The organism is Limnobaculum xujianqingii (genome assembly GCF_013394855.1).
Taxonomy (GTDB): domain Bacteria; phylum Pseudomonadota; class Gammaproteobacteria; order Enterobacterales; family Enterobacteriaceae; genus Limnobaculum; species Limnobaculum xujianqingii.
The window spans coordinates 174393-198379 of the sequence record NZ_JABMLK010000001.1; the positions used below are offsets into that span (position 1 = coordinate 174393).

Below are 23987 nucleotides of genomic sequence, written 5' to 3' on the forward strand. Positions count from 1 at the left end.
GCCATGACTCAACAAACTTTCCTTGTGGAAATCGGCACGGAAGAGTTGCCACCGAAGGCGCTTCGCTCTCTTGCTGAATCTTTTGCTGCAAATTTTAAAGCGGAACTGGACAACGCTAATTTGTCCTACAGTGCGGTTGAGTGGTTCGCTGCTCCGCGTCGTTTGGCTCTGAAAGTCATTGAACTGCAAGCCTCACAGCCCGATCGTGAAGTTGAAAAACGTGGACCGGCAATCTCTCAGGCATTTGATGCTGAAGGTAAACCAAGCAAAGCTGCAGAAGGCTGGGCTCGTGGTTGCGGTATCACCGTTGAGCAGGCTGAACGTCTGACAACAGACAAAGGCGAATGGCTGATGTATCGCGCTCAGGTTAAAGGCCTGCCGGTACAAGCGCTGTTAGCCGATCTGGTTGCTCAGTCGCTGGCTAAATTGCCTATTCCTAAACCGATGCGTTGGGGTGATAAAGAGACTCAGTTTATCCGCCCGGTTCATACTGTAACTATGCTGTACGGCAGTGAACTGATTGACGGAACTATTCTGGGTATTAAATCCGATCGCATCATTCGCGGCCATCGCTTTATGGGTGAACCTGAGTTCTCCATTGGCAGTGCCGATCAGTATCCTCAAATTCTGATCGAACGCGGTAAAGTGATCGCCGATTATGATTCCCGTAAGCTATTGATTAAGCGTGATGCTGAAGCCGCTGCTGATAAACTTGGCGGTATTGCTGATATCAGTGAAAGCCTGCTGGAAGAGGTTACTTCGCTGGTTGAGTGGCCAGTGGTGTTAACCGCTAAATTTGAAGAGAAGTTTCTGGCGGTTCCATCAGAAGCCTTAGTGCACACCATGAAGGGCGACCAAAAATACTTCCCGGTGTACGACCATCAGGGTCGTTTAATGCCAAACTTTATCTTCGTTACCAATATTGTATCTAAAGATCCGCAACAGATTATCTCTGGTAATGAGAAAGTTGTTCGCCCACGTCTGGCAGATGCAGAGTTCTTCTTTAATACCGACCGTAAGCATCGTCTGGAAGATCGTTTGCCGCGTCTGGAAACCGTGCTGTTCCAGCAACAGCTCGGTACCGTACGTGATAAAACCGATCGTATTCAGGCGCTGGCCGGTTGGATTGCCAGCCAGATTGGCGCGGATGTTAACAAAGCGACTCGCGCAGGTTTACTGTCTAAATGTGACCTGATGACCAACATGGTGTTTGAATTTACCGACACGCAGGGCGTGATGGGAATGCACTATGCCCGCTTTGATGGCGAAGACGAAGAAGTGGCGGTTGCTCTAAATGAGCAGTATATGCCACGTTTTGCCGGTGACGATCTGCCTAATTCGCTGGTTGCCTGTGCAGTAGCGATTGCCGATAAGATGGATACCTTAGCGGGTATTTTTGGTATCGGCCAAAACCCTAAAGGGGATAAAGACCCCTTTGCACTGCGTCGTGCAGCGCTGGGTGTATTACGTATTATCGTTGAGAAGAATTTGCCGTTAGATCTGGCAACATTAACCGAAGAAGCCGTGCGTTTATACGGTGATAAGCTGACCAACGCTAACGTTACCGATGATGTGGTTGAGTTTATGCTGGGCCGTTTCCGCGCCTGGTATCTGGATGTCGGTTATAGCATTGACGTGATTCTGGCGGTACTGGCTCGTCGCCCAACTAAGCCGGCTGATTTTGATGCGCGGGTTAAAGCGGTTTCGCACTTCCGTTCGTTAGATGCTGCTGCTTCATTGGCGGAAGCCAATAAGCGGGTATCAAATATCCTGTCTAAGGCAACGGATACGCTGCATGAAAGAACCAACGTAGCAATATTAAAAGAGCCGGAAGAGATCCATCTGGCAACTCATCTGGCGGTATTGCGCGATAAACTGGAACCACTGTTTGAAGCAGGACGTTATCAAGAAGCGCTGGTTGAACTGGCGGATCTTCGCGAATACGTTGATGCTTTCTTCGATAAAGTCATGGTAATGGTTGATGATGAAACTATTCGAGTTAACCGTCTGACAATGCTGAGTAAATTACGCGAACAGTTCCTGAAAGTCGCGGATATCTCTCTGCTGCACAGTTAATTTATCCTGCTAATTACCAACAGGCTGTTTTGGCATACATTGCTGAAATAGCCTGTTGGTCAATTCAATACTCCACCGTTGTTAAAATTTTGTAGTCACTCGACTTTTTTAAACAATATGTCTGTTCTGGTTGTATAAAATCAGTATAATGAGTTTTGTTTAAATTATGTGAAATGAAATGATTTTGTATTACATGATATCAAAGCGTTATTTATCAAAAACGCTCGAATCTCCGATCTCAAAATCAGGCCATTTAATGATGTGAAAAAGGTGCTGTTTTTGCCTGAATTTGTCTCGGTTCTTTTCCTGAGATACCCACTCTATATGAATAAGTGGACAATATTATGGATAAAATGACTCCGCTAAGACCTGTTCCTTCCCTTGTTGCGATTGCGATTACTCTGATCATCTGGTTTGTTATTCCGGTACCAGAGGGTGTAACACCCAATGCCTGGCACCTGCTGGCGCTGTTTGTTGGAACCATTGCCGCGATTATTGGTAAAGCCATGCCTATTGGCGCACTCTCAATCGTTGCTATTGCGCTGGTAGCATTGACGGGGGTTACTAACCCGGGCAAACCAGGTGCTGCGCTAAATGATGCGTTAAGTGGTTTTTCTAATCAGCTTATCTGGTTGATTGGTATTTCCATTATGGTTTCGCAAAGTTTGAATAAAACCGGTTTAGGTGCACGTATCGGTTATTACTTTATTTCTCTGTTTGGCAAAAGAACGCTTGGTATCGCCTATGCGCTGGCAATTGCTGAAACTACGCTGGCACCGGTTACCCCGAGTAACACAGCCCGGGGTGGCGGCATCATCCACCCGATTATGCGCTCGATTGCCGACAGTTTTAACTCTAAGCCAGAACCCGGATCGACGGAGAAAATTGGACGTTACCTTTCTCTGGTGAACTACAATATTAACCCTATTACATCAGCAATGTTTATTACGGCGACTGCGCCTAACCCGCTGATTGTAGCTCTGATTATTAAGGGTACCGATCCAAGTATTGAATTCACCTGGGGTATGTGGGCGATTGCCGCACTGATTCCTGCCATTGTTTCATTGATTGTGGTGCCACTGGTGATTTACTGGCTGTATCCACCTGAAATTAAAAGCACCCCGAATGCCCCGGTATTTGCTAAAGACAAACTGCGTGAGTTAGGTCCTGTATCGCTGTCTGAGAAGATTACTCTGGCAGTATTTGCCTTGCTGCTGGTGATGTGGGCTGGTATTCCGGCATTCTTTTTAGGTGAGGGCTGGGTGGTAAATCCCACCACGGCTGCATTTATTGGCCTGTCTATTTTGCTGATGACTGGAGTTCTTAGCTGGGAAGATTTGCTGAAGAATAAAGGTGCCTGGGATACCGTAGTATGGTTCTCTGCGCTGGTGATGATGGCGACCTTCCTCGGCAAGCTCGGCCTTATTAGTTGGCTTTCACAGACGGTTGGTGGTGCCATTGATAATCTGGGTATCGGCTGGATTGGCGGCACCATTCTGTTGACGCTGGTTTATGTCTATTCTCATTATTTCTTTGCCAGTACCACCGCCCACATTACCGCCATGTTTGCTGCTTTCTTTGCTGCGGGCCTGGCGCTTGGTGCACCTCCAGCGTTGCTGGGGCTGATCCTTGCTTTTGCATCGTCATTGATGATGTCTCTGACCCATTATGGCACGGGGACTGCTCCAATCATCTTTGGTTCCGGTTATGTGACGCTAACTGAATGGTGGAAAACCGGGTTTATTCTGAGTGTGGTTAACCTGATCATATGGATAACCGTCGGTGGTGCATGGTGGAAGTGGTTAGGATATTGGTAACAGACAGGCCTACCGCTGAAATTAACTGAGATCTAAAGGCCCGCAGAAATGCGGGCCTTTGTGATTTTTAAACATGCTGAAATGCAAATGCAGATTTATTACAGCGACTTATTAAATTGCGATTTTAGCTGGTCCAGCAGCAAATCTTTTCTCTGCCAAACCTCATGCAACCACTGCTGGAACTGACGTTTAAACATCTTATCGTTCAGATAATCGCCGCGAATATTGTCATCTACCGGCAGGGTTTCGATACGTATCACAATACGCTTCATCTGGCCGCTCAGCAGGTCAACAAATGGCTTATCTTCGTTTTCGGGATAATAGAGAGTTACGTTTAGAATACGATCGAACTGTGCGCCCAGCACGTTGAGTGCCAGTGCGATACCAGCTGATTTTGGTGGCAGAAGGTTTTGGTAAGGGGAGTTGAGCTGCTCTCTTTTTTGTTTGGTAAAACGCGATCCCTCCACGAAGTTAACAATGGTCGTGGGATGGTCACGAAACTTTTCGCAGGAACGGCGCGTGGTTTCAATGTCTTTGCCGCGCTTCTCCGGGTGTTTAAGCAAATAAGTTCGCGAGTAACGGCGCATAAACGGCATATCCAGCGCCCAACAAGCGATACCAATAAAGGGAACCCAGGCCAGCTGTTGCTTGAGAAAATATTTATTCATTGGAATGCGGTTACGCATTACTACACAAAGGGAGACGATATCCGTCCAGCTTTTGTGATTGCTAATCAACAGGTACCAGTTTTGTTTACTGAGATCTTCAGCACCCTCAATATCCCATTCAATACGATTGGTGATTTTTAAAATCAGCGCCAGAGAAACGCACCAGCACCACATCATAAAATTACAAAATGCAGATACGCCAAGGCTGACTACTTTAAAAGGCAGTAAAAGTTTCAATATGCCAGCGATTACCATAGGTACAGAGCAAAGCATGGTAAAAACGATGGTTAATATTGTCGTGATGACAAAGATAATTGGGGCTAATAGTTTTGGCATGTCTGTTTTTCGTTACGGGTCTACTGGCATCCAATGCAATGAATACTCATCATTATTTAAATTTTGACTAATTCTAACAGAAAGCCAAAACTAAAATAACTTATTGCAATAAGTTAGGGTGAAGCAATCACGCGGCGTAAGGCTACCATATTACTAAATTGGCTAATGAACAAAATCTGCGAAGGACAGAAAAGCATATCAGAGGATATTAGCAGTGACTTCCTCCCGACCTTTTGGTCTGCAGATTATACATATGTCAGTGATAAGCTCAGAATGAATGTGTTGCTTTAACGGTTTTTATAACGCGATCTTTTGAGGTGTTGGGGAGCATTCAGATGAACTCTCTTTCATCCCATTTTTTACTAAAATTATTTGGTTAATTATCAGAAAAGGGAAGCATAGCCCTTGACAGATATGAATCACTAATAAATCAAATATCCACAGTTGAAGATCGTGCCATGTTTAGAATGTAAACTTGACTTTTATATATATCTCTTTGATTTATTAATGTTTATTTTCACTTTTTAGTCGGCTATCTCGTTGTTGTATAAAATATACTTACTTTTACCCACCGAGTTATCCACAGGTTTCGTGGGTGATTTGACGGCTTTTTTTCCTGCCTGCATCGCTAAAGTTAAATAAGCTATTCGTTTCCTGGCCTCAGCTATGGCATGCTTACCACTATTGATGAATCAAACAGCAAAGAATCATTTTATGGCTAAGATTGCAGAAAACCCACTGGTGCTCGTTGACGGCTCCTCTTATCTTTATCGCGCATTCCACGCATTTCCACCGCTGACCAACCGTGAAGGGGTTCCTACAGGGGCAATGTATGGCGTACTGAATATGCTACGCAGCCTGATAGCTCAATGTCAGCCCAGTCATATAGTGGTGGTATTTGATGCCAAGGGAAAAACCTTTCGTGATGAACTGTTTGCTGAATATAAATCTCACCGCCCACCGATGCCGGACGATCTGCGCGCTCAGATAGAGCCATTACATCAAATGGTGAAAGCGATGGGGATTCCATTATTAGTTATTCCTGGTGTGGAAGCCGATGATGTTATCGGTACTTTAGCGCTGAGCGCTTCTGCAAAAGGGCGTGATGTGCTAATCAGTACCGGCGATAAAGATATGGCACAGTTGGTAACGCCGCAGGTTACTCTGATTAATACCATGAACAACACCATTCTTGGTCCGGAAGAGGTATGCGAAAAATATGGTGTACCGCCTGAGCTGATTATCGATTTTCTGGCATTAATGGGTGATTCTTCCGATAACATCCCAGGTGTTCCCGGTGTTGGTGAAAAAACGGCTCAGGCATTGCTGCAAGGGCTGGGTGGATTAGATACTTTATATAGCCAACTGGATAAAATTGCTGATTTGAGTTTTCGCGGTGCGAAAACCATGGCGGCAAAGCTGGAACAGCATAAAGATGCTGCTTATCTCTCTTATAAACTGGCCACCATTAAAACCGATGTGGAGCTGGAGGTTAATGAACAGGATCTGGCGCTACGCGAACCTGAAGTGGATGAATTACGTGAACTGTTTGCCCGCTATGAGTTTAAGCGCTGGCTGGCTGAGCTGGAAAGCACAGGCACTCTGAAGGCTGGTAACAAGAGCAGCGCCGCAGGGAAACCGGCTCCGGTTGCCTATCAGGCCGCGGCCGCTGCGCCGGAAGTTTCCGCCACCTTATCTCAGGAAGGTTATGAAGTTATCCTCGACTGGGATAGCTTTAACCGTTGGTTAAAGCAGTTGGAGCAAGCTGAGCTGTTCGCTTTTGATACCGAGACCGATGGTCTGGATTATATGAGTTCTAATCTGGTAGGTGTCTCTTTTGCCATTGAGGCAGGTAAAGCCGCCTATGTTCCTTTAGGCCATGATTATATTGGTGCGCCAGATCAACTGAGTGCCGAAGAAGTATTGAAAGCCCTGAAGCCGCTGTTAGAAAGTGAAAAAGCGTTAATCATTGGCCAGAACCTGAAGTTTGACCAAAGTATGCTGGCCCGTTACGACATTAATTTACGCGGTATTGAGTTTGATACCATGCTGGAGTCCTACGTGCTGGACAGCGTCGCCGGACGCCACGATATGGATAGTCTGGCAGGTCGCTACCTGAATCATAAAACCATCAGTTTTGATGAATTGGCGGGCAAAGGCAAAAATCAGCTGACGTTTAATCAGTTGGCCATCGAACACGCCGGTCCTTACGCCGCAGAAGATGCGGATGTGACTTTACAGTTACATCTGGCCATGTGGCCGAAGCTACAGCAAGAGTCGAGTCTGGAGCGAGTTTTCCGCAAAATTGAGATGCCATTAGTTCCTGTTCTGTCTCGTATGGAACGTACCGGCGTATTGATTGATGCTCAGATTTTAAATCATCATTCGGCTGAATTAGCTCAACGCTTAAAAGAGCTGGAAGATCAGGCACATGAGTTGGCAGGTGAGTCGTTTAATCTCTCTTCTACCAAGCAACTACAGGCGATTTTCTATGAAAAACAGAAATTGCCAGTACTGAAGAAAACGCCGGGAGGCGCGCCTTCTACCAATGAAGAAGTGCTGGCCGAGCTGGCGTTGGATTATCCACTGCCGAAAGTGATTCTGGAGCATCGTGGTTTGGCCAAGCTGAAAACTACCTATACGGATAAGCTACCGCTTATGGTAAATGCGGTTTCTGGCCGGGTGCATACCTCTTATCATCAGGCAGTGACGGCAACCGGGCGTCTCTCTTCAAGCGATCCTAACCTGCAGAATATCCCGGTGCGTAATGAAGAAGGGCGTCGTATTCGTCAGGCATTTATTGCACCTGAAGGTTACCGGATTATGGCAGCTGACTATTCTCAAATTGAGTTGAGAATTATGGCTGACTTGTCAGGTGATAAAGGGCTACTGGATGCTTTCGCACAGGGCAAAGACATCCACCGGGCAACGGCTGCGGAAGTATTTGGTACCCCACTTGAACAGGTTAGCGGTGAACAGCGCCGAAGCGCGAAAGCCATTAACTTTGGTTTGATCTACGGTATGAGCGCGTTTGGTCTGGCTCGTCAGTTGGGGATCCAACGGGGTGAAGCCCAGCGTTATATGGACCTGTATTTTGAGCGCTATCCGGGCGTGCTGGAGTATATGGAACGTACTCGCGTGCAGGCTTCTGAACAAGGCTACGTTGAGACGCTGTTTGGTCGTCGCTTATATCTGCCAGATATTAAAGCCAGCAACGGTATGCGTCGTAAAGGAGCTGAACGGGCAGCAATCAACGCGCCAATGCAGGGCACTGCGGCAGACATCATTAAAACCGCCATGATAGAAGTGGATAACTGGCTGCAACAGCAAGACAAACCACTGGTGAAAATGATTATGCAGGTACACGATGAACTGGTGTTTGAGGTTCATGAGTCAGTGCTGGATGCTTCAGAACAAACTATCCGTCAGCTTATGGAGCAGTGTGTAAAACTCTCTGTGCCAATGAAAGTCGATGTTGGGGTTGGAATGAACTGGGACGAAGCGCACTAATCACACACTGAATACTCTATAACTGACCGCTTAAACAGGCTCCAATGTGATAAACGTTGGAGCTTTTTTTATTTTTGAACATCTTCATAGATAATCACTTTTGATATCACTGGTGCGGATATCTATGTAACTAAACTACATAAACTCTATTTTTTTGTGATAACAGTCTCGGTATGTAATCAAATTGCTTGTAATTTTTTTACAAAAATTGCTTTTCCCTGTGTGAGAAATGGAGTAGAGTTAGCGCTGTAGGGTACAGAGGTAAGATGTTCTATTTTTCAACCCTGTAATAGGGTTGGCTTTATATTAGCCGCCCCATTCGTTTGAATGGGGCGTTTTTTTATCTGAAATTCAGGAAATAAGAAGGCAGGGTTTACTCTGCTGGCTGGTCATCAGACTCTTCATCGTTACGATCAAAATCCAGATTAAACCATTCATCCAGTTTCAAACGTAGTTTATCAACGCCCAGTTTCTTCAGAGATGAGAACATCTCAACCTGAATGTCTCCCTGAAACGGTAAAATCGCTTCACGTACCATATTGAGTTGAGCTTTACGGGCTCCGGAGGCCAACTTATCGGCTTTGGTGAGTAAAATCATGACCGGCAGTTCTACGTCTACTGCCCACTGAATCATCTGCTGGTCCAGATCTTTTAGGGGATGACGAATATCCATCAGCACCACCAGACCCCTGAGACATTCACGCTTTTGCAGGTATTCGCCCAGCGCGCGTTGCCATTTACGTTTCATCTCTTCCGGCACTTCGGCATAGCCGTATCCCGGTAAATCCACTAAATGAAGATTCTCTTCAACCTGAAACAGGTTAATTAGCTGGGTCCGTCCCGGTGTTTTACTGGTACGAGCAAGGTTCTTTTGATTGGTCAGCGTATTCAGGGCGCTGGACTTACCCGCATTAGAACGACCTGCAAAGGCGATCTCAATACCAAAATCAGCAGGCAAATGGGTAATGTCCGGGGCGCTGGTGACGAAATGTGTCTTATGATAGTTAAAGTTTTTCAGTGTCAAAACGTTCGTCTCCGCGAATAGCAAATTTGGCTGGCAATTATACTGTCTTCCGTAAGAAAGGGTGAGTTTATTGTCAATTTTCCCTGTAGCTAGCAGATATTGATGCAATAGCCAGCTAACCCTTGTGAGACATTTGCCATAGAAAAGTAGGGCAATGTCCTCTTTTTTAATTAGCCCTACAATTTAACACGTTTATTATCAGCTAGTTATTTTGTAGGACAGAAAATACCTAGTATTAATACCAGTTGGTTACTTGTTTAGCCGCCGCAGCATAGTAAAGTACACATCAAGCAAGGGGATGCACCAGGACAGAAATTCACAGGATGTGAATCTCACGGAAACATCAGGATGATGTTTACAGAGTAAGAAGGAAATACCTGACGGAATCAGGTAGCGTGATGCAGGATAGTAACACGGATAAGGAAGTCAGGATACGCAGAAGCGTAGTTCAGGAAGAACAAGAGCTAAGGATAGCACCAGGGATGAGCGTGTTTCTCCAGGAAGAGAACAAGGGCAATTACCAGGGAATGGAAAATAACAAAAGGATAGACCGGGACGTTGTTTGTTCACAGGGATGAGATTAGGAAATAATTTTTCCTTTAATGGTTCGAGACTAAGGCGACAGATAACTCTGTCGCCTTTTTTCTTGGTTTCTGCTAGATTCCGACCCAATATCTCCACTTTAGAGAATTCGCTATGAAGCAGCCTCAAAATACCGCGAAAGGCAACAATAAAGTTGTCAAAGCAAAGCGTAAAAGTCGTGAAGAAGTTGATGCCGAGGCTCGGGCGCGCAAGCGTGCGAAAAAACATCGGGGAAATTCAGCGGGCGCACGTACTAATGTTGATTCCCAATCCGGGAAAAATCAGAAATCTACCGGTGCTTTTAAAGATCCGCGTATTGGCAGCAAAACGCCAGTTCCGTTGATTGTTGAAGGTAATCAGTCAGTGGTGGCTAAACCTAAGGCACCTAAACCGCCAAAAGCTGCCAGTATTCCGCCAGAGCAAGAATTAGCCCTGTTGGAAAATGACGATCGCCTGAATGAGCTACTCGATGCTATTGATGATGGCAAAAAGCTGTCGGCAGAAGAACAACGTTATGTGGACAATACTCTCGATCGTATCGATGAACTGATGTCTGTTTTAGGCATTGATTTAGGTGACGACGAAGACGATCTGCTGGATGAACCAGAAGAGCAGAAAGAAGATATTGTTAAATTACTCAAAAGAAACAATCCTCAAGAGTAAATAATCGACTATGCAGTTAGTATTCCTGTTACCAGGTTTGATACTGGCATGTTATCTGGTCTGGTTATTAGGTAGACTATTATGGCTGAACCAACTGAAACACAGTTGGCGTTCAGCCAAAACCCCCGGTATTAGAAAAAGCAGTACTATAAAAAATATGAATAGACGACCGGGGAGACAAAAAAATAAGACGGAGTGAGCAAATGTCGACGCAGATGATTGATTGGGATCTGGCCCTTATTCAGAAATATAACTATTCCGGGCCCAGATATACTTCTTATCCAACGGCGCTTGAGTTTAGTGAGCAGTACGGAGAAAGTGATTTTCTGTCAGCGGTTGCCCGATATCCTGAGCGCCCGTTATCCCTCTATATACATATTCCTTTCTGCCACAAGCTTTGCTATTTCTGCGGCTGCAACAAGATAGTGACTCGTCAGGGGCATAAAGTTGAGCAGTACCTCGACGTACTGGAGCAAGAGATTCGTCATCGTGCTCCATTATTTACTAACCGTCAGGTTTCACAGATGCACTGGGGCGGCGGTACGCCAACCTATTTAAATCAACAGCAAATCAGCCGACTGATGGGAATGCTGCGCCAGCATTTTAACTTCCAGCCGGATGCTGAAATTTCTATTGAGATTGATCCACGAGAAATCGAACTGGATATTCTGGACCACCTGCGTTCAGAAGGTTTTAACCGTATGAGTATGGGCGTGCAAGACTTCAATAAAGAAGTGCAACGTCTGGTAAACCGCGAGCAGGATGAAGAGTTTATTTTCTCCCTGATTAACCGCGCCAAAGCTCTGGGTTTCCGCTCCACCAATATCGATCTGATTTATGGTTTGCCAAAACAGACAGCAGAAAGCTTTGCCTTTACGCTACAGCGCGTGGCTGAACTGAGCCCGGATCGCCTGAGCGTCTTTAACTACGCGCACTTACCAAGCCGTTTTGCTGCTCAGATTAAAATTAAAGATCATGATTTACCTTCGGCTAATGAAAAGCTGGATATTCTTCAGGAAACCATCAGTTCATTAACTAACGACGGCTATCAGTTTATTGGCATGGACCATTTTGCTCGTCCGGATGATGAACTGGCTATTGCTCAACGCGAAGGGCATTTGCATCGCAACTTCCAGGGATATACCACCCACGGTGACAGCGACTTGTTAGGCATGGGCGTCTCTTCCATCAGTATGATTGGCGATACCTACGCCCAGAATCAGAAAGATTTAAAAGCTTACTACGCCAGCGTTGAAGAAAAAGGCAATGGGCTGTGGAAAGGCCTGGCAATGACTGAAGACGACTGCATTCGTCGTGATGTGATTAAAACCCTGATTTGCAACTTTAGCCTGGACTTTGCCCCAATCGAGAAAGAACACAATATCCGCTTTGCCGAATATTTTGCAGAAGACCTGAAATTGCTAATCCCGTTGGAAAAAGATGGGCTAGTCACCATTGATGACAAACGTATCGACGTAACCGGCAAAGGTCGCTTATTGATCCGTAATATCTGCATGTGTTTTGACGTCTATTTACGCCAACAAGCACGGCGACAACAGTTCTCAAGGGTTATATAGAGGTTTTTTGTAGCTTAACAAAGCTAATCGTCGGGAGAGACGGGCGTGGGGGTCGACTTGGCGTAAGCCAACGAAGTGCCCGTAGCCCGGCTAGGCCCGACGCTCTCCGAATTAAAGTACAGATGGTCTTCCGGCCGACCACAAAGGTAAGATGAGCAGTATCGCCTTTACGGCCGGAATATCCTCAAAAGCTGACTAACTATAACCAACACCGATACCCGATAATCATCCAGAGAAACTTCAAATTTCACGCTGCCGCACACGCATGTTGCGTTGACCTTTCCCATTATTCTTATCTTTAGTTGACCCTGCTTCCCTTCAGATATAGAAGGGAAAAATCAGGAGAATAGAACAAACATAATCACACACAGGATAGCTGCAAAAGCGGTTTGAGGTGACTGCCCTGTCATTGCACCGACTTCGGTGCTGAAATTAAATAAATTAGCTAAATTTTCCAGCATGATCCTGCTCCGTACTGATCTGGAGAAATAATATTGTCGTCATAATACGCAGGTGATGAAATCTGTAAAGTACAAAATTTCACCAACCGTATCTAAAACGAGATTTGATGATTTGCGCCAAGAATATCAGAATTTGATGGAAAAAATGCGGACTGGATTACATTAAAAAAACTTTTTAATCCGGCATCCGTGCCGGTTAGAAACGATTATTCAATATCCAGCTCTTTCAATTTTCGAGTCAGGGTATTCCTGCCCCAGCCAAGTAACTGAGCGGCTTCTTGTTTGTGACCGTGAGTATGACGTAAAGCAACGGATAACAGCACACGCTCCATATCCGGCAAGGCTTCAGACAATAAATCTTCTTTGCCGGAAGACAGCGCCTGTTCCGCCCATTTCTCCAGTAATATTGTCCAGTGACCATCAAATGTGGCGGCAGAGGAGTGGGATTCCGGGGCTTGATCGTCATAAACAAACAACTCTTCCGGCAAGTCCTGGGGCAATACTTCTTTGCCAGCGGCCATTACCGTTAACCAGCGGCAGGTATTTTCCAGCTGACGAACGTTACCCGACCAGGTCATCTGGCTTAGCGCCAGTTCAGTATCCGGATGTAGAATCTTAGCTTCAACCCCCAGTTCCTGTGCGGTAATCAACAGGAAATGGCGTGCCAGACGGGGAATGTCTTCTCTGCGCTCACGCAGCGGAGGTAAATGAATACGAATAACATTAAGACGGTGAAACAAGTCTTCACGGAAATTGTGTTCTTTTACCAACAGTTCCAGATTTTGGTGGGTGGCGGCAATAATGCGCACATCAACTTTGATGGGCTCATAGCCACCAACGCGATAAAACTGTCCGTCAGCCAAAACCCGCAACAGACGAGTCTGAACTTCCAGCGGCATATCACCAATTTCATCTAAAAACAGCGTACCGCCATCGGCTTGCTCAAAGCGCCCCTGACGTACCTGACCCGCACCGGTAAATGCCCCTTTCTCATGGCCGAACAGCTCTGATTCAATCAGATCCTTGGGAATTGCAGCCATATTCAGAGCAATAAATTTGCCGTTGGCGCGAGGGCTGTGGCGGTGCAATGCATGGGCTACCAACTCTTTACCGGTACCGGATTCACCGTTGATTAATACACTAATAGATGACAAAGAAAGGCGACCAATAATACGATATACATCCTGCATGGCAGGGGCTTCGCCAATAATATCGGTAGTTGGTCGGCTATTTTGAGTTTCTTTTTCCGGCTGGCGAGTCTCCCGATAGTGACTGATTGCTCGTTCGGTTAATGCAACGGCTTCATCAATATCAAAAGGCTTAGGTAAATAGTCGAAGGCACCAAACTGATAGGCGCTGACAGCCGCATCTAGATCAGAATGAGCCGTCATAATGATAACCGGCAGTAAAGGGTGCTTCTGCTTGATAGTTTGCAGCAGCGCCAGCCCATCAATACCTGGCATACGAATATCGGATATTAATACGTCTGGAGAGCTCTTCTCCAGCGCGATTAAAACCTCGTCAGCAGAATCAAAGCTGGTGCACTGCATGTTGGCGCCAGTCAGTGCTCGCTCCAATACCCAGCGAATAGCGCTGTCATCATCAACAATCCAGGCTGTAGCTTGACTCATAGTAACCCTCACTGACGAATAGGCAGGAATACCGAAAATTCGGTGTGGCCTGGCCAACTGTTAAATTCAATTCTTCCCCGATGCTGGTCAATCAGACTACGGGCAATGGATAAGCCAAGGCCGGTACCGCCTTCGCGTCCGCTAACCATTGGATAGAAGATGGTGTCCTGTAGCTGTGGGGGAATTCCGGGGCCGTTATCTTCAATATCAATTCGGGCACATAAGCGATAGCGAATCCCATGCAGTGTCATTTGTGAGGCAGTGCGGGTTCTTAAAATAATAGAACCACCCGATTGTCCCAGCGCCTGCATGGCGTTTCTGGCGATATTTAACAGCACCTGTTCAACCTGTTCCGGATCGTGGATTAATTCCGGCATACTCGGGTCATAATCGCGAACAATAGTGACATTATCCGGCTTTTCCAGCACCAGCAACTGATAGACCCGCTCGGAGACCTGATGAATATTTTGTACCACCCGCTGGCCCGGATGCTGAGGCCCGAGTAATCGGTCCACCAGATTACGTAGCCGATCAGCTTGTTCAATAATCACTTTGGTATATTCAACCAGCCCGGGATCGGGTAACGCTTTAGCCAGCAGTTGCGCGGCTCCACGTAGCCCGCCTAGCGGGTTTTTAATCTCATGAGCCAATCCACGTACCAGTTCTCTTGCTGCGATCTGTTGTGAATGCTGTAACTGCTCCTGACTCAAACGTCGATGATTATCCAGCGCCGACAGCTCCATCAGAATATGCTCATCCGCCAGCAGTTGAGCGCTGAGGGTCAGCACATGGAGATGGCTATCCACCACCATAGTGACTTCGTTATCAGTAAATCCCTGGCCTTCGCGCAGGCTTGACCACATCAGATCAACATCTAACGACAGATAATCAACCAGATTAGGCAGTGGAGTACCAAACAGCTTACGAGAACTTTGCACCAGTAACTGCTGAGCAGCAGGGTTGGCGTATTGAATGGCTAATGAAAAATCCAGAATTAACACACAGGTAATCTGTGAGTTAAGAATTTGCTCGGTATCCGGCAGCGCTGGGTTTTCCATTAGTGGCTCCTTTGCACTAAATTGGGGCATCATCTGATAAGGCGTATTAAACCCTCAAAAAAGCCCCGCAATGTGGTCAGGTGAAAAAAGCCCATCAAGTGATGGGCTCAAACCCTAACGTAGATAACACCAATATGATGTTTTGCTCTTACATGCTGCTGTTACACACTGTAGTACAGTTCGAACTCCAGTGGGTGTGGAGCCATACGAACGCGGTTCATCTCTTCTTGCTTCAGTTCGATATAAGCATCGATAGCATCATTAGTGAACACGCCACCACGGGTTAAGAATTCACGGTCAGCATCCAGCGCGTTCAGGGCTTCTTCCAGAGAGCCTGCAACAGTAGGGATGTTTTTCGCTTCTTCTGCCGGTAAGTCATACAGGTTCTTATCCATTGCTTCGCCCGGATGGATTTTATTGATGATACCGTCAAGACCGGCCATCAGCAGTGCAGCAAACGCCAGATATGGGTTAGCAGCAGGGTCCGGGAAACGTACTTCAATACGGCGTGCTTTCGGGCTGGCAACTACCGGGATACGGATTGATGCAGAGCGGTTACGCGCTGAGTAAGCCAGCATAACTGGCGCTTCGAACCCTGGAACCAGACGCTTATAAGAGTTGGTAGTTGGGTTCGCCAGTGCGTTAATCGCTTTAGCATGTTTGATAACACCACCGATATAATACAGAGCCATTTCAGACAGGCCGCCGTACTTGTCGCCAGCAAACAGGTTAGTACCGTTTTTAGCCAGTGACATATGGCAGTGCATACCAGAACCATTATCGCCCACTAATGGCTTAGGCATAAAGGTGGCTGTTTTACCAAACGCGTGAGCAACGTTGTGCACCACATATTTGTAGATTTGGGTTTCGTCAGCTTTTTTAGTCATAGTATTGAAGCGGGTAGCCACTTCGTTCTGACCTGCGGTAGCCACTTCGTGGTGGTGAGCTTCAACAACCAGACCCATCTCTTCCATGGTCAGACACATGGCAGAACGCAGATCTTGTGATGAATCAACCGGTGGAACCGGAAAGTAACCGCCTTTAACCATAGGACGATGGCCTTTGTTGCCACCTTCGTATTTGGTGCCGGTGTTCCATGCCGCTTCGATATCATCGATATGGTAATAAGCACCTGCGATAGAGTTGCCGAAACGAATGTCGTCAAACAGGAAGAACTCTGGCTCTGGCCCGAACAGTACGGTGTCGGCAATACCAGAAGAACGCAGGAAATCTTCAGCACGTTTAGAGATAGAACGCGGGTCACGCTCGTAGCCTTGCATGGTGCCTGGCTCAAGCACGTCACAGCGAATAATAAGAGTGGTATCGTCAAAGAATGGGTCGATAAGCGCAGTGCTTGGATCTGGCATTAACACCATGTCAGATTCGTTGATACCTTTCCAGCCGCCAATGGATGAACCATCGAACATTTTTCCGTCTTCGAAAAAGTCTGCATCAACCTGATGAGCAGGGATAGTAATATGTTGCTCTTTACCTTTAGTATCGGTAAAACGCAAATCGACAAACTTCACTTCGTGCTCATTAAGCATCGTCAAAACATGTTCTGTGGACATTGGTGTTCTCCCGCTGGCTGTTATTTTCGAGTCATAATTTGGCATCGGTGCCATGGGCTAAAGTTATGCTATAATCGTGCCAGTTTTTATTCCGGTCCATTAAATAGCAGTCTGTAGCAGCTATGACTTCAGAGTATGAACGAAAAACAAATTTTTGCACTAAATTAGTGCATAGGCTATGGTCAGTGACTTAATTTGGTGCAAATCGCTTTTTATATAGACATTTTCTACCGTGAATGAGATCACAAACTGTCCAGCCGTTGGTTGTTTTTGACAGATCTTTGTGATCTTGTTTAGTAGTTCGTCTAAAGTGTGTACAATAACGCGCTATTTCTAATGCCTGAGGCAAATCTGTGATTGAGAATCTACGTAACATCGCTATTATCGCGCATGTAGACCACGGTAAAACGACCCTGGTTGATAAGCTACTACAAATGTCAGGAACTTTAGGGGAACAACGTAACGAAGCTACTGAGCGCGTTATGGACTCCGGTGACCTCGAAAAAGAACGTGGGATCACCATTCTGGCTAAAAACACCGCCATTACCTGGAACGGTTATCGCATCAATATCGTTGATACTCCGGGACACGCCGACTTCGGTGGCGAAGTAGAGCGCGTAATGTCAATGGTTGACTCGGTGTTGCTGGTTGTCGATGCAATGGACGGCCCAATGCCGCAAACTCGTTTCGTGACCAAAAAAGCGTTTGCTAACGGTCTGAAACCTATCGTGGTAATTAACAAAGTTGACCGTCCTGGCGCGCGTCCTGACTGGGTTGTTGATCAGGTATTTGACCTGTTCGTTAACCTGGATGCCATCGACGAGCAACTCGATTTCCCAATTATTTATGCTTCTGCATTAATGGGAATCGCAGGTAACGACCATAACGAAATGACTGATAACATGGATCCCCTGTTTGAAGCCATCGTTAAGCACGTTGCTCCACCAGACGTCGATAGTGACGGTTCGTTCCAGATGCAAATCTCCCAATTAGACTACAACAACTACGTTGGCGTTATTGGCATCGGTCGTATCAAGCGCGGTAAGGTTAAACCTAACCAGCAGGTCACTGTTATCGACAGTGAAGGTAAAACTCGTAACGGTAAAATCGGTAAAGTATTGGGCCATATGGGCCTGGAGCGTATCGAATCACAAGTTGCTGAAGCGGGCGATATTATTGCTATTACCGGTCTGGGTGAACTGAATATTTCTGACACCGTTTGTGATGTACAAAGCGTTGAAGCTTTGCCAGCACTGTCTGTTGATGAACCAACCGTAACCATGTACTTCTGTGTAAACACCTCTCCGTTCTGTGGTAAAGAAGGTAAATACGTGACTTCACGTCAAATCCTCGACCGCTTAAACAAAGAGTTGGTACACAACGTAGCGCTGCGCGTTGAAGAAACTGAAGATGCCGATGCATTCCGTGTATCTGGCCGTGGTGAACTTCACCTGTCAGTTCTGATCGAAAATATGCGTCGTGAAGGTTTCGAAATTGCCGTTTCTCGTCCTAAAGTTATCAACAAGGTAATTGATGGCCGTAAACAAGAGCCGTTCGAAAACGTTACGCTGGATATTGAAGAACAGCATCAGGGTTCAGTCATGCAAGCCATGGGTGAGCGTAAGGGCGATGTGAAGAACATGGTCCCGGATGGCAAAGGCCGTATTCGTCTGGATTACATGATCCCGGCTCGTGGTCTGATTGGCTTCCGTACTGAATTCATGACTATGACTTCAGGTACTGGCTTACTGTACTCAACTTTCAGTCATTATGATGATGTGCGTCCGGGTGAAATCGGTCAGCGCCAGAATGGCGTACTGATCTCTAACGGTCAGGGTAAAGCCGTTGCGTTCGCACTGTTCAGCTTACAAGATCGCGGTAAGTTATTCCTGGGCCATGGCGCAGAAGTGTATGAAGGCCAAATCATCGGTATTCACTCACGTTCTAACGACCTGACAGTGAACTGCTTAACCGGTAAAAAACTGACCAACATGCGTGCGTCAGGTACTGATGAAGCAACCATTTTAGTTCCTCCAGTTAAGATGTCTCTGGAGCAAGCTCTGGAATTCATCGATGATGATGAACTGGTTGAAGTAACGCCAACTTCTATACGTATTCGTAAACGTCATCTGACGGAAAACGACCGTAAACGTGCTAACCGTGGCCCGAAAGAAGACTAATTCTCGGTTGTTAAAATAGCGGCAATGAATATTGCCCAGAGTATTAAATTTGAAGGGGCAATGTTTATTGCCCTTTTCTTTTTTGTTTTTTTCTTTCACGAATGCTAAAAACCACTCTTGAGCTGACTTGATCCAGACGTTGCAGAGTGACGTTATGATTTTTGTGAAATGATGGTGATGTCGTGAGCGGAGGGATTCCGTTGCGGCAAGTATAACCCTATGCCGCAACGATGATTCAATTCAGTAGTATTAACCGAATAGTTTACCTTTCAGCAGACTCATTCCCAGAGACATTAAGTCCGGGTTAACCGGCTCTTCGCCTTTTGGAGACAGCTTATCAACGATATCAGGTAAGAATTGAGCAATAAGGCCGGAAGTTTCCTGGCTGCCCATACCTAATTTAGAGGATAACTGCTGTAAAGCGACTTTGCTGATAATATCCTGAACTTGTTGTCCAGAGATAGGCAGGTTAGCGCCAGTGCCGATCCATGACTGAACGATTTCAGTCAGACCACCCTGACGGAATTTGTCTAACAGGCCGGAAATGCCGCCTTGCTGTTCAACCCACTGAAGAATTGCCATGTAATCAACGGAACCGCTATTGTTGTTGCTGTTACCGCCCAGCATACCGCCTAATTGATCTAACAAACCCATTACCTTGTTACTCCTGAATTATATGAAACCGTGGGTATAGACTTACGCGAGTTATACCCTAATCATCCTTAATTTGTCCGTGTGGTGCCCGTATTACACTCAAATTAACCGATCTTGAGCCACCGCGCGGAGTGAGAATGAATTATATCCTAACCGACCAATATGCATTAATTTTTATCGCTAAATAATTAATCCGGATGATTTACTCCTGCCTGATTAACCAACTAATATGAATGAAAAGATGACTGATTTTTATTTAGTTTTTAGTGACTTTGTGATGCTCAGATAAGGATAACTGTGGTAGCGTAGTGTTGGGACAAACCATCAAATCATGCAGGTGCACATCATGTTGTATATCTTTGATTTAGGGAATGTGATTGTCGATATAGATTTTAAACGCGTACTGGGAGTCTGGAGTAACTTAAGCGGTGTGCCTTTAGCCACATTGAGCGAGCGTTTTACCATGGGTAAACCGTTTGAGTTGCACGAACGTGGTGAAATCAGCGATGAAGAGTTTGCATCACAACTGTGCGAAGAGATGGGGCTAACGTTGAGCTTCGAACAGTTTGAAGCGGGTTGGCAAGCTATCTTTATTGGTCAGCGTGATGAAGTGCTGGAAATTATGCGTCGCTTGCGTAAAGAGGGGAATCGGGTCGTCGTCTTGTCTAACACCAATGCGTTGCATTGCCGTTATTGGCCACAACAGTATCCAAAAGTGAGTGAATCTGCCGATCGCGTCTATTTATCTCAGGAATTAGGCATGCGTAAACCTGAGGTTGATATTTATCGCCATGTTTTACAGCAGGAAGGCGTTGATCCTCAACATGCTATTTTCTTTGATGATAATTACGACAATATTATAGCTGCCGAAGCGCTGGGAATTAATGCTGTGCATGTGGTTGATAAGACAGTTATCCCGGATTATTTTGGTGCAAATTAAGTTAATTTTTTGAATGCTAAACAGGCTGGTTCCTTTGCCTTACAGGTGAAGTAAGCTGGCCTGTATCGTCATTATCCGACTATCTTAAAGGAAAGGGCGATTCGATAGAAAGCGAGTATCTTATGTCACATCTATCCCATGTCCGGGGACCAAAGAGAATTAAACCGATAGTTGCTTATGCACAACTGCTTTGGGCCAGGGCCAATGAAGATCGCCTGCAAATGATGGCGGGTAATTTAGCATATGTCTCCCTGCTGTCGCTGGTGCCGCTGATTACCGTGGTGTTTTCTCTGTTTGCTTTATTTCCGATGTTTGCTGAAGTGAGCATTCAACTTAAAGCCTTTGTGTTTAATAACTTTGTTCCAGCCGCCAGCGAGACAATCCAGGCCTATCTGGAGCAGTTTGTGGCTAACTCCAATAAAATGACGGCAATTGGTATTTGTGGGTTGATTGTCACCTCGCTGCTATTGATTGGCTCGGTGGATACGGCACTCAATGCGATTTGGCACAGTGAACGCCAACGACCGATGGTCTATTCTTTCGCCGTGTACTGGATGGTGCTTACCCTCGGGCCTTTAATGGCGGGGGCCAGCATGGCTATCAGCTCTTACTTCCTTTCTCTGAGCTGGTTTCACGACGGTGATATGGGCAGTATCGTCGATCGGATATTGCGCATTTTTCCGCTGATTCTCTCTTTTGTTTCATTCTGGATACTGTACTGCATTGTGCCAACGGAGCGGGTTCCTGGCAGAGATGCCGCTATTGGCGCCCTGGTAGCCGCACTACTGTTTGAACTGGGGAAGAAAGGGTTTGGTATGTATGTCACCATGTTCCCGGCTTACCAGTTGATCTATGGTGTGCTGGCAGTGATTCCGATTTTATTTGTCTGGGTATATCTTAGTTGGTGTATTGTACTTTTTGGCGCAGAAGTGACAGTTACGCTCGGGGTGTACCGCAAACTGCGTGAAGAATATGAAGCCAATAACAATGCGGATAATGATTCAGGAACAACAGAGCAATGATTGCATTAATTCAACGGGTAAGTCGTGCTGATGTAGTGGTCGCTGGCGAGATGGTTGGCGCAATAGATAAAGGGTTACTGATATTACTGGGCGTAGAAAAAGACGATACCAATGAAAAAGCGGAGCGCTTGTGCGAACGTGTATTGGGCTATCGTATTTTCAGTGACGACCAAGGCAAAATGAATCTTAATGTACAACAGGCTGGTGGTAGCGTACTGGTGGTTTCTCAGTTTACGCTGGTGGCCGATACCCAGAAAGGCATGCGCCCCAGTTTCTCTCGCGGAGCGACTCCGCAGGATGCTGAACGACTATATGATTACTTCTCAGACTGCTGTCGTCGAATTATCACTACCGAAACCGGTATTTTCGCCGCAGATATGCAGGTATCGTTAGTCAATGATGGACCGGTCACCTTCAGCCTGCAGGTTTAGTACCGACAGCGGTTGATGAAATAAAGCGTTTCACTATAAAACAGATAAAACTAAGAGAGCTTTTATGTACCACCTGCGAGTACCGCTAACGGAACAGGAATTAAATGACTACTATCAGTTTCGCTGGGAGATGCTGCGTAAGCCGCTGAATCAACCAGTCGGCTCTGAAAAAGATGGCTACGATATGATAGCTCACCATCAAATGGTGGTGGATACTCAGGGCAAAGTGGTGGCCGTTGGTCGTTTATACATTAATGCCGATAATGAAGGCTCTATTCGCTTTCTGGCCGTGGCGGCCAATGTGCGGGGTAAAGGGCTGGGTACTCTGATTGCCATGACCCTGGAGTCTATTGCGCGTCAGGAAGGGGTAAAACGGATCATTTGTAGCGCCCGGGAAGAGACGGTGACCTTTTTTGATAAGCTGGGATTTACCAATCAGGGTGAGATCACCACACCTCAGACCACTCCCGTACGCCATTTTCTGATGAGAAAACCGATAGCAACGCTGGATGATATTCTCCATCGCCCTGACTGGTGTGCCCAACTGCAAAATGCCTGGTATCAAAACATTCCCCTGAGCGAAAAGATGGGGGTACGTATCAGCCAGTACACCGGCCAGCGCTTTATTACCACTATGCCGGAAGGGGTGAACACCAATCCTCACCATACTATTTTTGCCGGTAGTCAGTTCTCCTTAGCTACATTAACCGGCTGGGGGCTAATTTGGTTGCTGTTGCAGGAGCGTCAGTTAGGCGGTTCTATCGTGCTGGTAGATGCTCATATTCGCTATCAGAAACCGGTAGTTGGCCGACCAACGGCAGTAGCCAGTATGGACTCAATGAAAGGCGATTTGGATCGCCTTGCCCGTGGTCGTAAAGCTCGGGTTCAGTTAGAGGTGACCGTCTCTGGTGAGCAAGATGTAGGCTGTGTGTTTGAAGGAACCTATATGGTTCTGCCTGAGGGGCATGAGTAATTTATGCCCATAGACTCCCCAGATGGTAGCGAGTTCTACAGGCTATCAGTGGAAGTTGGTCGCCAACAGGAAGGCATCGGCAGTTACCTGCTATTACGACAGATTAAATACAAAATTCTGAGTCAGCTTATTCACTGAAAATCTTTCTGGCTTACTTGCGAAATGATGAAGTCGGCCCGTTCATCGGCAGGAATACGCGGAATTTCAATTAGTTGATATCCATATGCCTGATACGTCTTGCTCAGAGTCCAATACGTCTGTTCTGCTTCCTCAATTGACTGTTTACGTTCAGAGTCCTGTACATAAATTTCTTTCCATGGTGGTGCAATAAACACTGTGCCAGCATATCTGAAATTATTGATAGCTTTTTCAACATGTGCCGGAACAGGGAATCCGCAGAGACTCAAATATCCGGCCACGTCAGGAATACCACGATCAAAAAAACATAGCTCATGGCATCCATTTGCCGCGTGCCATGAGTGAATTTCCCAACTTAACATAAGCTCGGAAAATGCAATACGATCACCCCAAGGTAGCGCGTTTCCGCCAATACTTATCTGATCCTGAATAATGGACCTTCCTGCTTCGACTGAACATAAATAGCCTCTTTGGGTCAGTGCATCAATCAGAGTACTCTTTCCTGAGCCAGGGCCACCTGTAATTACAATACGTTTATGAAAGTTAAGCATAAGAGTCTCCTCTACGGCAGAGTTAAAAGATAAGTTAAGAAGAATAAGTTAGAAAGTTTGAATCGGGGGAAGACCGGGGAAGAGTAGTTTTAGCATTAACCTATCATGCCAGAGGACAATTTAT

The 23987-nt window shown here is 46.2% G+C and carries 19 protein-coding genes; 11 read left to right on the plus strand and 8 right to left on the minus strand.

The annotated features are described in order from the left end of the window. Positions 1 to 3 precede the first annotated feature (3 nt). Together glyS and GOL65_RS00490 are read left to right on the plus strand one after the other, a co-directional pair. A complete protein-coding gene (gene glyS / locus GOL65_RS00485) occupies positions 4 to 2076 on the plus strand; it encodes a glycine--tRNA ligase subunit beta (RefSeq protein WP_140920473.1) in 2073 nt (690 codons plus the stop codon). Between the two features lie 344 nt (positions 2077 to 2420). Continuing rightward, positions 2421 to 3893: a DASS family sodium-coupled anion symporter gene (locus GOL65_RS00490; RefSeq protein WP_140920474.1), complete on the plus strand. Its 1473-nt coding sequence runs from the start codon at positions 2421 to 2423 to the stop codon at positions 3891 to 3893. Between the two features lie 98 nt (positions 3894 to 3991). Here the strand turns inward: GOL65_RS00490 and GOL65_RS00495 are convergent, their stop codons facing one another. Beyond that, positions 3992 to 4897 (minus strand): acyltransferase, encoded by a 906-nt coding sequence (locus GOL65_RS00495; protein WP_140920475.1) that lies wholly within the window; start codon positions 4895 to 4897, stop codon positions 3992 to 3994. 714 nt (positions 4898 to 5611) lie between these two features. Here GOL65_RS00495 and polA point away from each other — a divergent pair. Next, positions 5612 to 8407 (plus strand): DNA polymerase I, encoded by a 2796-nt coding sequence (polA, locus tag GOL65_RS00500; protein ID WP_140920476.1) that lies wholly within the window; start codon positions 5612 to 5614, stop codon positions 8405 to 8407. A 373-nt stretch (positions 8408 to 8780) separates the two neighbouring features. On the opposite strand, the gene yihA is transcribed toward polA, so the two are convergent. Continuing rightward, on the minus strand, positions 8781 to 9431 hold the full coding sequence (gene yihA, locus GOL65_RS00505) for a ribosome biogenesis GTP-binding protein YihA/YsxC (RefSeq protein WP_140920477.1): 651 nt from the start codon (positions 9429 to 9431) through the stop codon (positions 8781 to 8783). Positions 9432 to 10127: 696 nt separating this feature from the next. Between yihA and yihI the strand changes: the two genes are divergently transcribed. Continuing rightward, positions 10128 to 10676, plus strand: coding sequence for a Der GTPase-activating protein YihI (gene yihI, locus GOL65_RS00510; RefSeq protein WP_140920478.1), 549 nt, complete (start codon positions 10128 to 10130; stop codon positions 10674 to 10676). Between the two features lie 203 nt (positions 10677 to 10879). Next, positions 10880 to 12253 (plus strand): oxygen-independent coproporphyrinogen III oxidase, encoded by a 1374-nt coding sequence (gene hemN, locus GOL65_RS00515; RefSeq protein WP_140920479.1) that lies wholly within the window; start codon positions 10880 to 10882, stop codon positions 12251 to 12253. Positions 12254 to 12591: 338 nt separating this feature from the next. On the opposite strand, the gene GOL65_RS00520 is transcribed toward hemN, so the two are convergent. From GOL65_RS00520 to glnA, 4 genes are all read right to left on the minus strand, one after another. Beyond that, positions 12592 to 12714, minus strand: a complete 123-nt coding sequence (locus GOL65_RS00520) for a YshB family small membrane protein (RefSeq protein WP_140920480.1) — start codon at positions 12712 to 12714, stop codon at positions 12592 to 12594. Positions 12715 to 12920: 206 nt separating this feature from the next. Further along, the gene (glnG, locus tag GOL65_RS00525; protein ID WP_140920481.1) at positions 12921 to 14345 is read right to left on the minus strand and encodes a nitrogen regulation protein NR(I); all 1425 of its coding nucleotides are present in this window, start codon (positions 14343 to 14345) and stop codon (positions 12921 to 12923) included. An 8-nt stretch (positions 14346 to 14353) separates the two neighbouring features. Next, the gene (gene glnL / locus GOL65_RS00530) at positions 14354 to 15403 is read right to left on the minus strand and encodes a nitrogen regulation protein NR(II) (RefSeq protein WP_140920482.1); all 1050 of its coding nucleotides are present in this window, start codon (positions 15401 to 15403) and stop codon (positions 14354 to 14356) included. Positions 15404 to 15564: 161 nt separating this feature from the next. Then, a complete protein-coding gene (gene glnA / locus GOL65_RS00535; RefSeq protein ID WP_130590003.1) occupies positions 15565 to 16974 on the minus strand; it encodes a glutamate--ammonia ligase in 1410 nt (469 codons plus the stop codon). A 353-nt stretch (positions 16975 to 17327) separates the two neighbouring features. On the opposite strand from glnA, the gene typA reads away from it, so the two are divergent. Continuing rightward, entirely contained in the window at positions 17328 to 19154 is a 1827-nt protein-coding gene (typA, locus tag GOL65_RS00540; RefSeq protein WP_179038107.1) for a ribosome-dependent GTPase TypA, read from the plus strand. Positions 19155 to 19403: 249 nt separating this feature from the next. Here typA and GOL65_RS00545 read toward each other — a convergent pair whose 3' ends face one another. Then, positions 19404 to 19808, minus strand: coding sequence for a YidB family protein (locus GOL65_RS00545; RefSeq protein ID WP_130590005.1), 405 nt, complete (start codon positions 19806 to 19808; stop codon positions 19404 to 19406). 346 nt (positions 19809 to 20154) lie between these two features. On the opposite strand from GOL65_RS00545, the gene yihX reads away from it, so the two are divergent. The 5 genes from yihX to GOL65_RS22340 all read left to right on the plus strand — a co-directional run bounded on the left by yihX (position 20155) and on the right by GOL65_RS22340 (position 23312). After that, positions 20155 to 20748, plus strand: coding sequence for a glucose-1-phosphatase (gene yihX, locus GOL65_RS00550; RefSeq protein WP_140920484.1), 594 nt, complete (start codon positions 20155 to 20157; stop codon positions 20746 to 20748). Between the two features lie 122 nt (positions 20749 to 20870). Further along, complete coding sequence (locus tag GOL65_RS00555; protein ID WP_140920485.1) at positions 20871 to 21770, plus strand: virulence factor BrkB family protein; 900 nt, start codon at positions 20871 to 20873, stop codon at positions 21768 to 21770. After that, positions 21767 to 22201: a D-aminoacyl-tRNA deacylase gene (gene dtd, locus GOL65_RS00560; RefSeq protein WP_140920486.1), complete on the plus strand. Its 435-nt coding sequence runs from the start codon at positions 21767 to 21769 to the stop codon at positions 22199 to 22201. Before GOL65_RS00555 ends, dtd begins: the two co-directional genes overlap by 4 nt. 64 nt (positions 22202 to 22265) lie before the next feature. Then, positions 22266 to 23174, plus strand: a complete 909-nt coding sequence (fabY, locus tag GOL65_RS00565) for a fatty acid biosynthesis protein FabY (RefSeq protein ID WP_140920487.1) — start codon at positions 22266 to 22268, stop codon at positions 23172 to 23174. A 3-nt stretch (positions 23175 to 23177) separates the two neighbouring features. Then, positions 23178 to 23312 carry a hypothetical protein gene (locus GOL65_RS22340; protein ID WP_267313811.1) on the plus strand — a complete coding sequence of 45 codons (135 nt, stop codon included), beginning with the start codon at positions 23178 to 23180 and terminating at the stop codon, positions 23310 to 23312. Here GOL65_RS22340 and GOL65_RS00570 read toward each other — a convergent pair. Continuing rightward, positions 23306 to 23863: an AAA family ATPase gene (locus GOL65_RS00570; RefSeq protein WP_140920488.1), complete on the minus strand. Its 558-nt coding sequence runs from the start codon at positions 23861 to 23863 to the stop codon at positions 23306 to 23308. The two genes, GOL65_RS22340 and GOL65_RS00570, sit on opposite strands and share 7 nt — an antisense overlap. Between the last annotated feature and the right edge of the window lie 124 nt (positions 23864 to 23987).

What these genes read in the sequence shown, in the direction of transcription:
- dtd (WP_140920486.1), top strand. Translation starts at nt 21,767, where the DNA reads ATGATTGCATTAATTCAACGGGTAAGTCGTGCTGATGTAGTGGTCGCT.
- fabY (WP_140920487.1), top strand. Translation starts at nt 22,266, where the DNA reads ATGTACCACCTGCGAGTACCGCTAACGGAACAGGAATTAAATGACTAC.
- yihX (WP_140920484.1), top strand. Translation starts at nt 20,155, where the DNA reads ATGTTGTATATCTTTGATTTAGGGAATGTGATTGTCGATATAGATTTT.
- GOL65_RS00520 (WP_140920480.1), bottom strand. Translation starts at nt 12,714, where the DNA reads ATGCTGGAAAATTTAGCTAATTTATTTAATTTCAGCACCGAAGTCGGT.
- GOL65_RS00495 (WP_140920475.1), bottom strand. Translation starts at nt 4,897, where the DNA reads ATGCCAAAACTATTAGCCCCAATTATCTTTGTCATCACGACAATATTA.
- GOL65_RS00490 (WP_140920474.1), top strand. Translation starts at nt 2,421, where the DNA reads ATGGATAAAATGACTCCGCTAAGACCTGTTCCTTCCCTTGTTGCGATT.
- glnA (WP_130590003.1), bottom strand. Translation starts at nt 16,974, where the DNA reads ATGTCCACAGAACATGTTTTGACGATGCTTAATGAGCACGAAGTGAAG.
- GOL65_RS22340 (WP_267313811.1), top strand. Translation starts at nt 23,178, where the DNA reads ATGCCCATAGACTCCCCAGATGGTAGCGAGTTCTACAGGCTATCAGTG.
- polA (WP_140920476.1), top strand. Translation starts at nt 5,612, where the DNA reads ATGGCTAAGATTGCAGAAAACCCACTGGTGCTCGTTGACGGCTCCTCT.
- hemN (WP_140920479.1), top strand. Translation starts at nt 10,880, where the DNA reads ATGTCGACGCAGATGATTGATTGGGATCTGGCCCTTATTCAGAAATAT.
- GOL65_RS00570 (WP_140920488.1), bottom strand. Translation starts at nt 23,863, where the DNA reads ATGCTTAACTTTCATAAACGTATTGTAATTACAGGTGGCCCTGGCTCA.
- yihI (WP_140920478.1), top strand. Translation starts at nt 10,128, where the DNA reads ATGAAGCAGCCTCAAAATACCGCGAAAGGCAACAATAAAGTTGTCAAA.
- GOL65_RS00545 (WP_130590005.1), bottom strand. Translation starts at nt 19,808, where the DNA reads ATGGGTTTGTTAGATCAATTAGGCGGTATGCTGGGCGGTAACAGCAAC.
- glnG (WP_140920481.1), bottom strand. Translation starts at nt 14,345, where the DNA reads ATGAGTCAAGCTACAGCCTGGATTGTTGATGATGACAGCGCTATTCGC.
- glyS (WP_140920473.1), top strand. Translation starts at nt 4, where the DNA reads ATGACTCAACAAACTTTCCTTGTGGAAATCGGCACGGAAGAGTTGCCA.
- GOL65_RS00555 (WP_140920485.1), top strand. Translation starts at nt 20,871, where the DNA reads ATGTCACATCTATCCCATGTCCGGGGACCAAAGAGAATTAAACCGATA.
- glnL (WP_140920482.1), bottom strand. Translation starts at nt 15,403, where the DNA reads ATGGAAAACCCAGCGCTGCCGGATACCGAGCAAATTCTTAACTCACAG.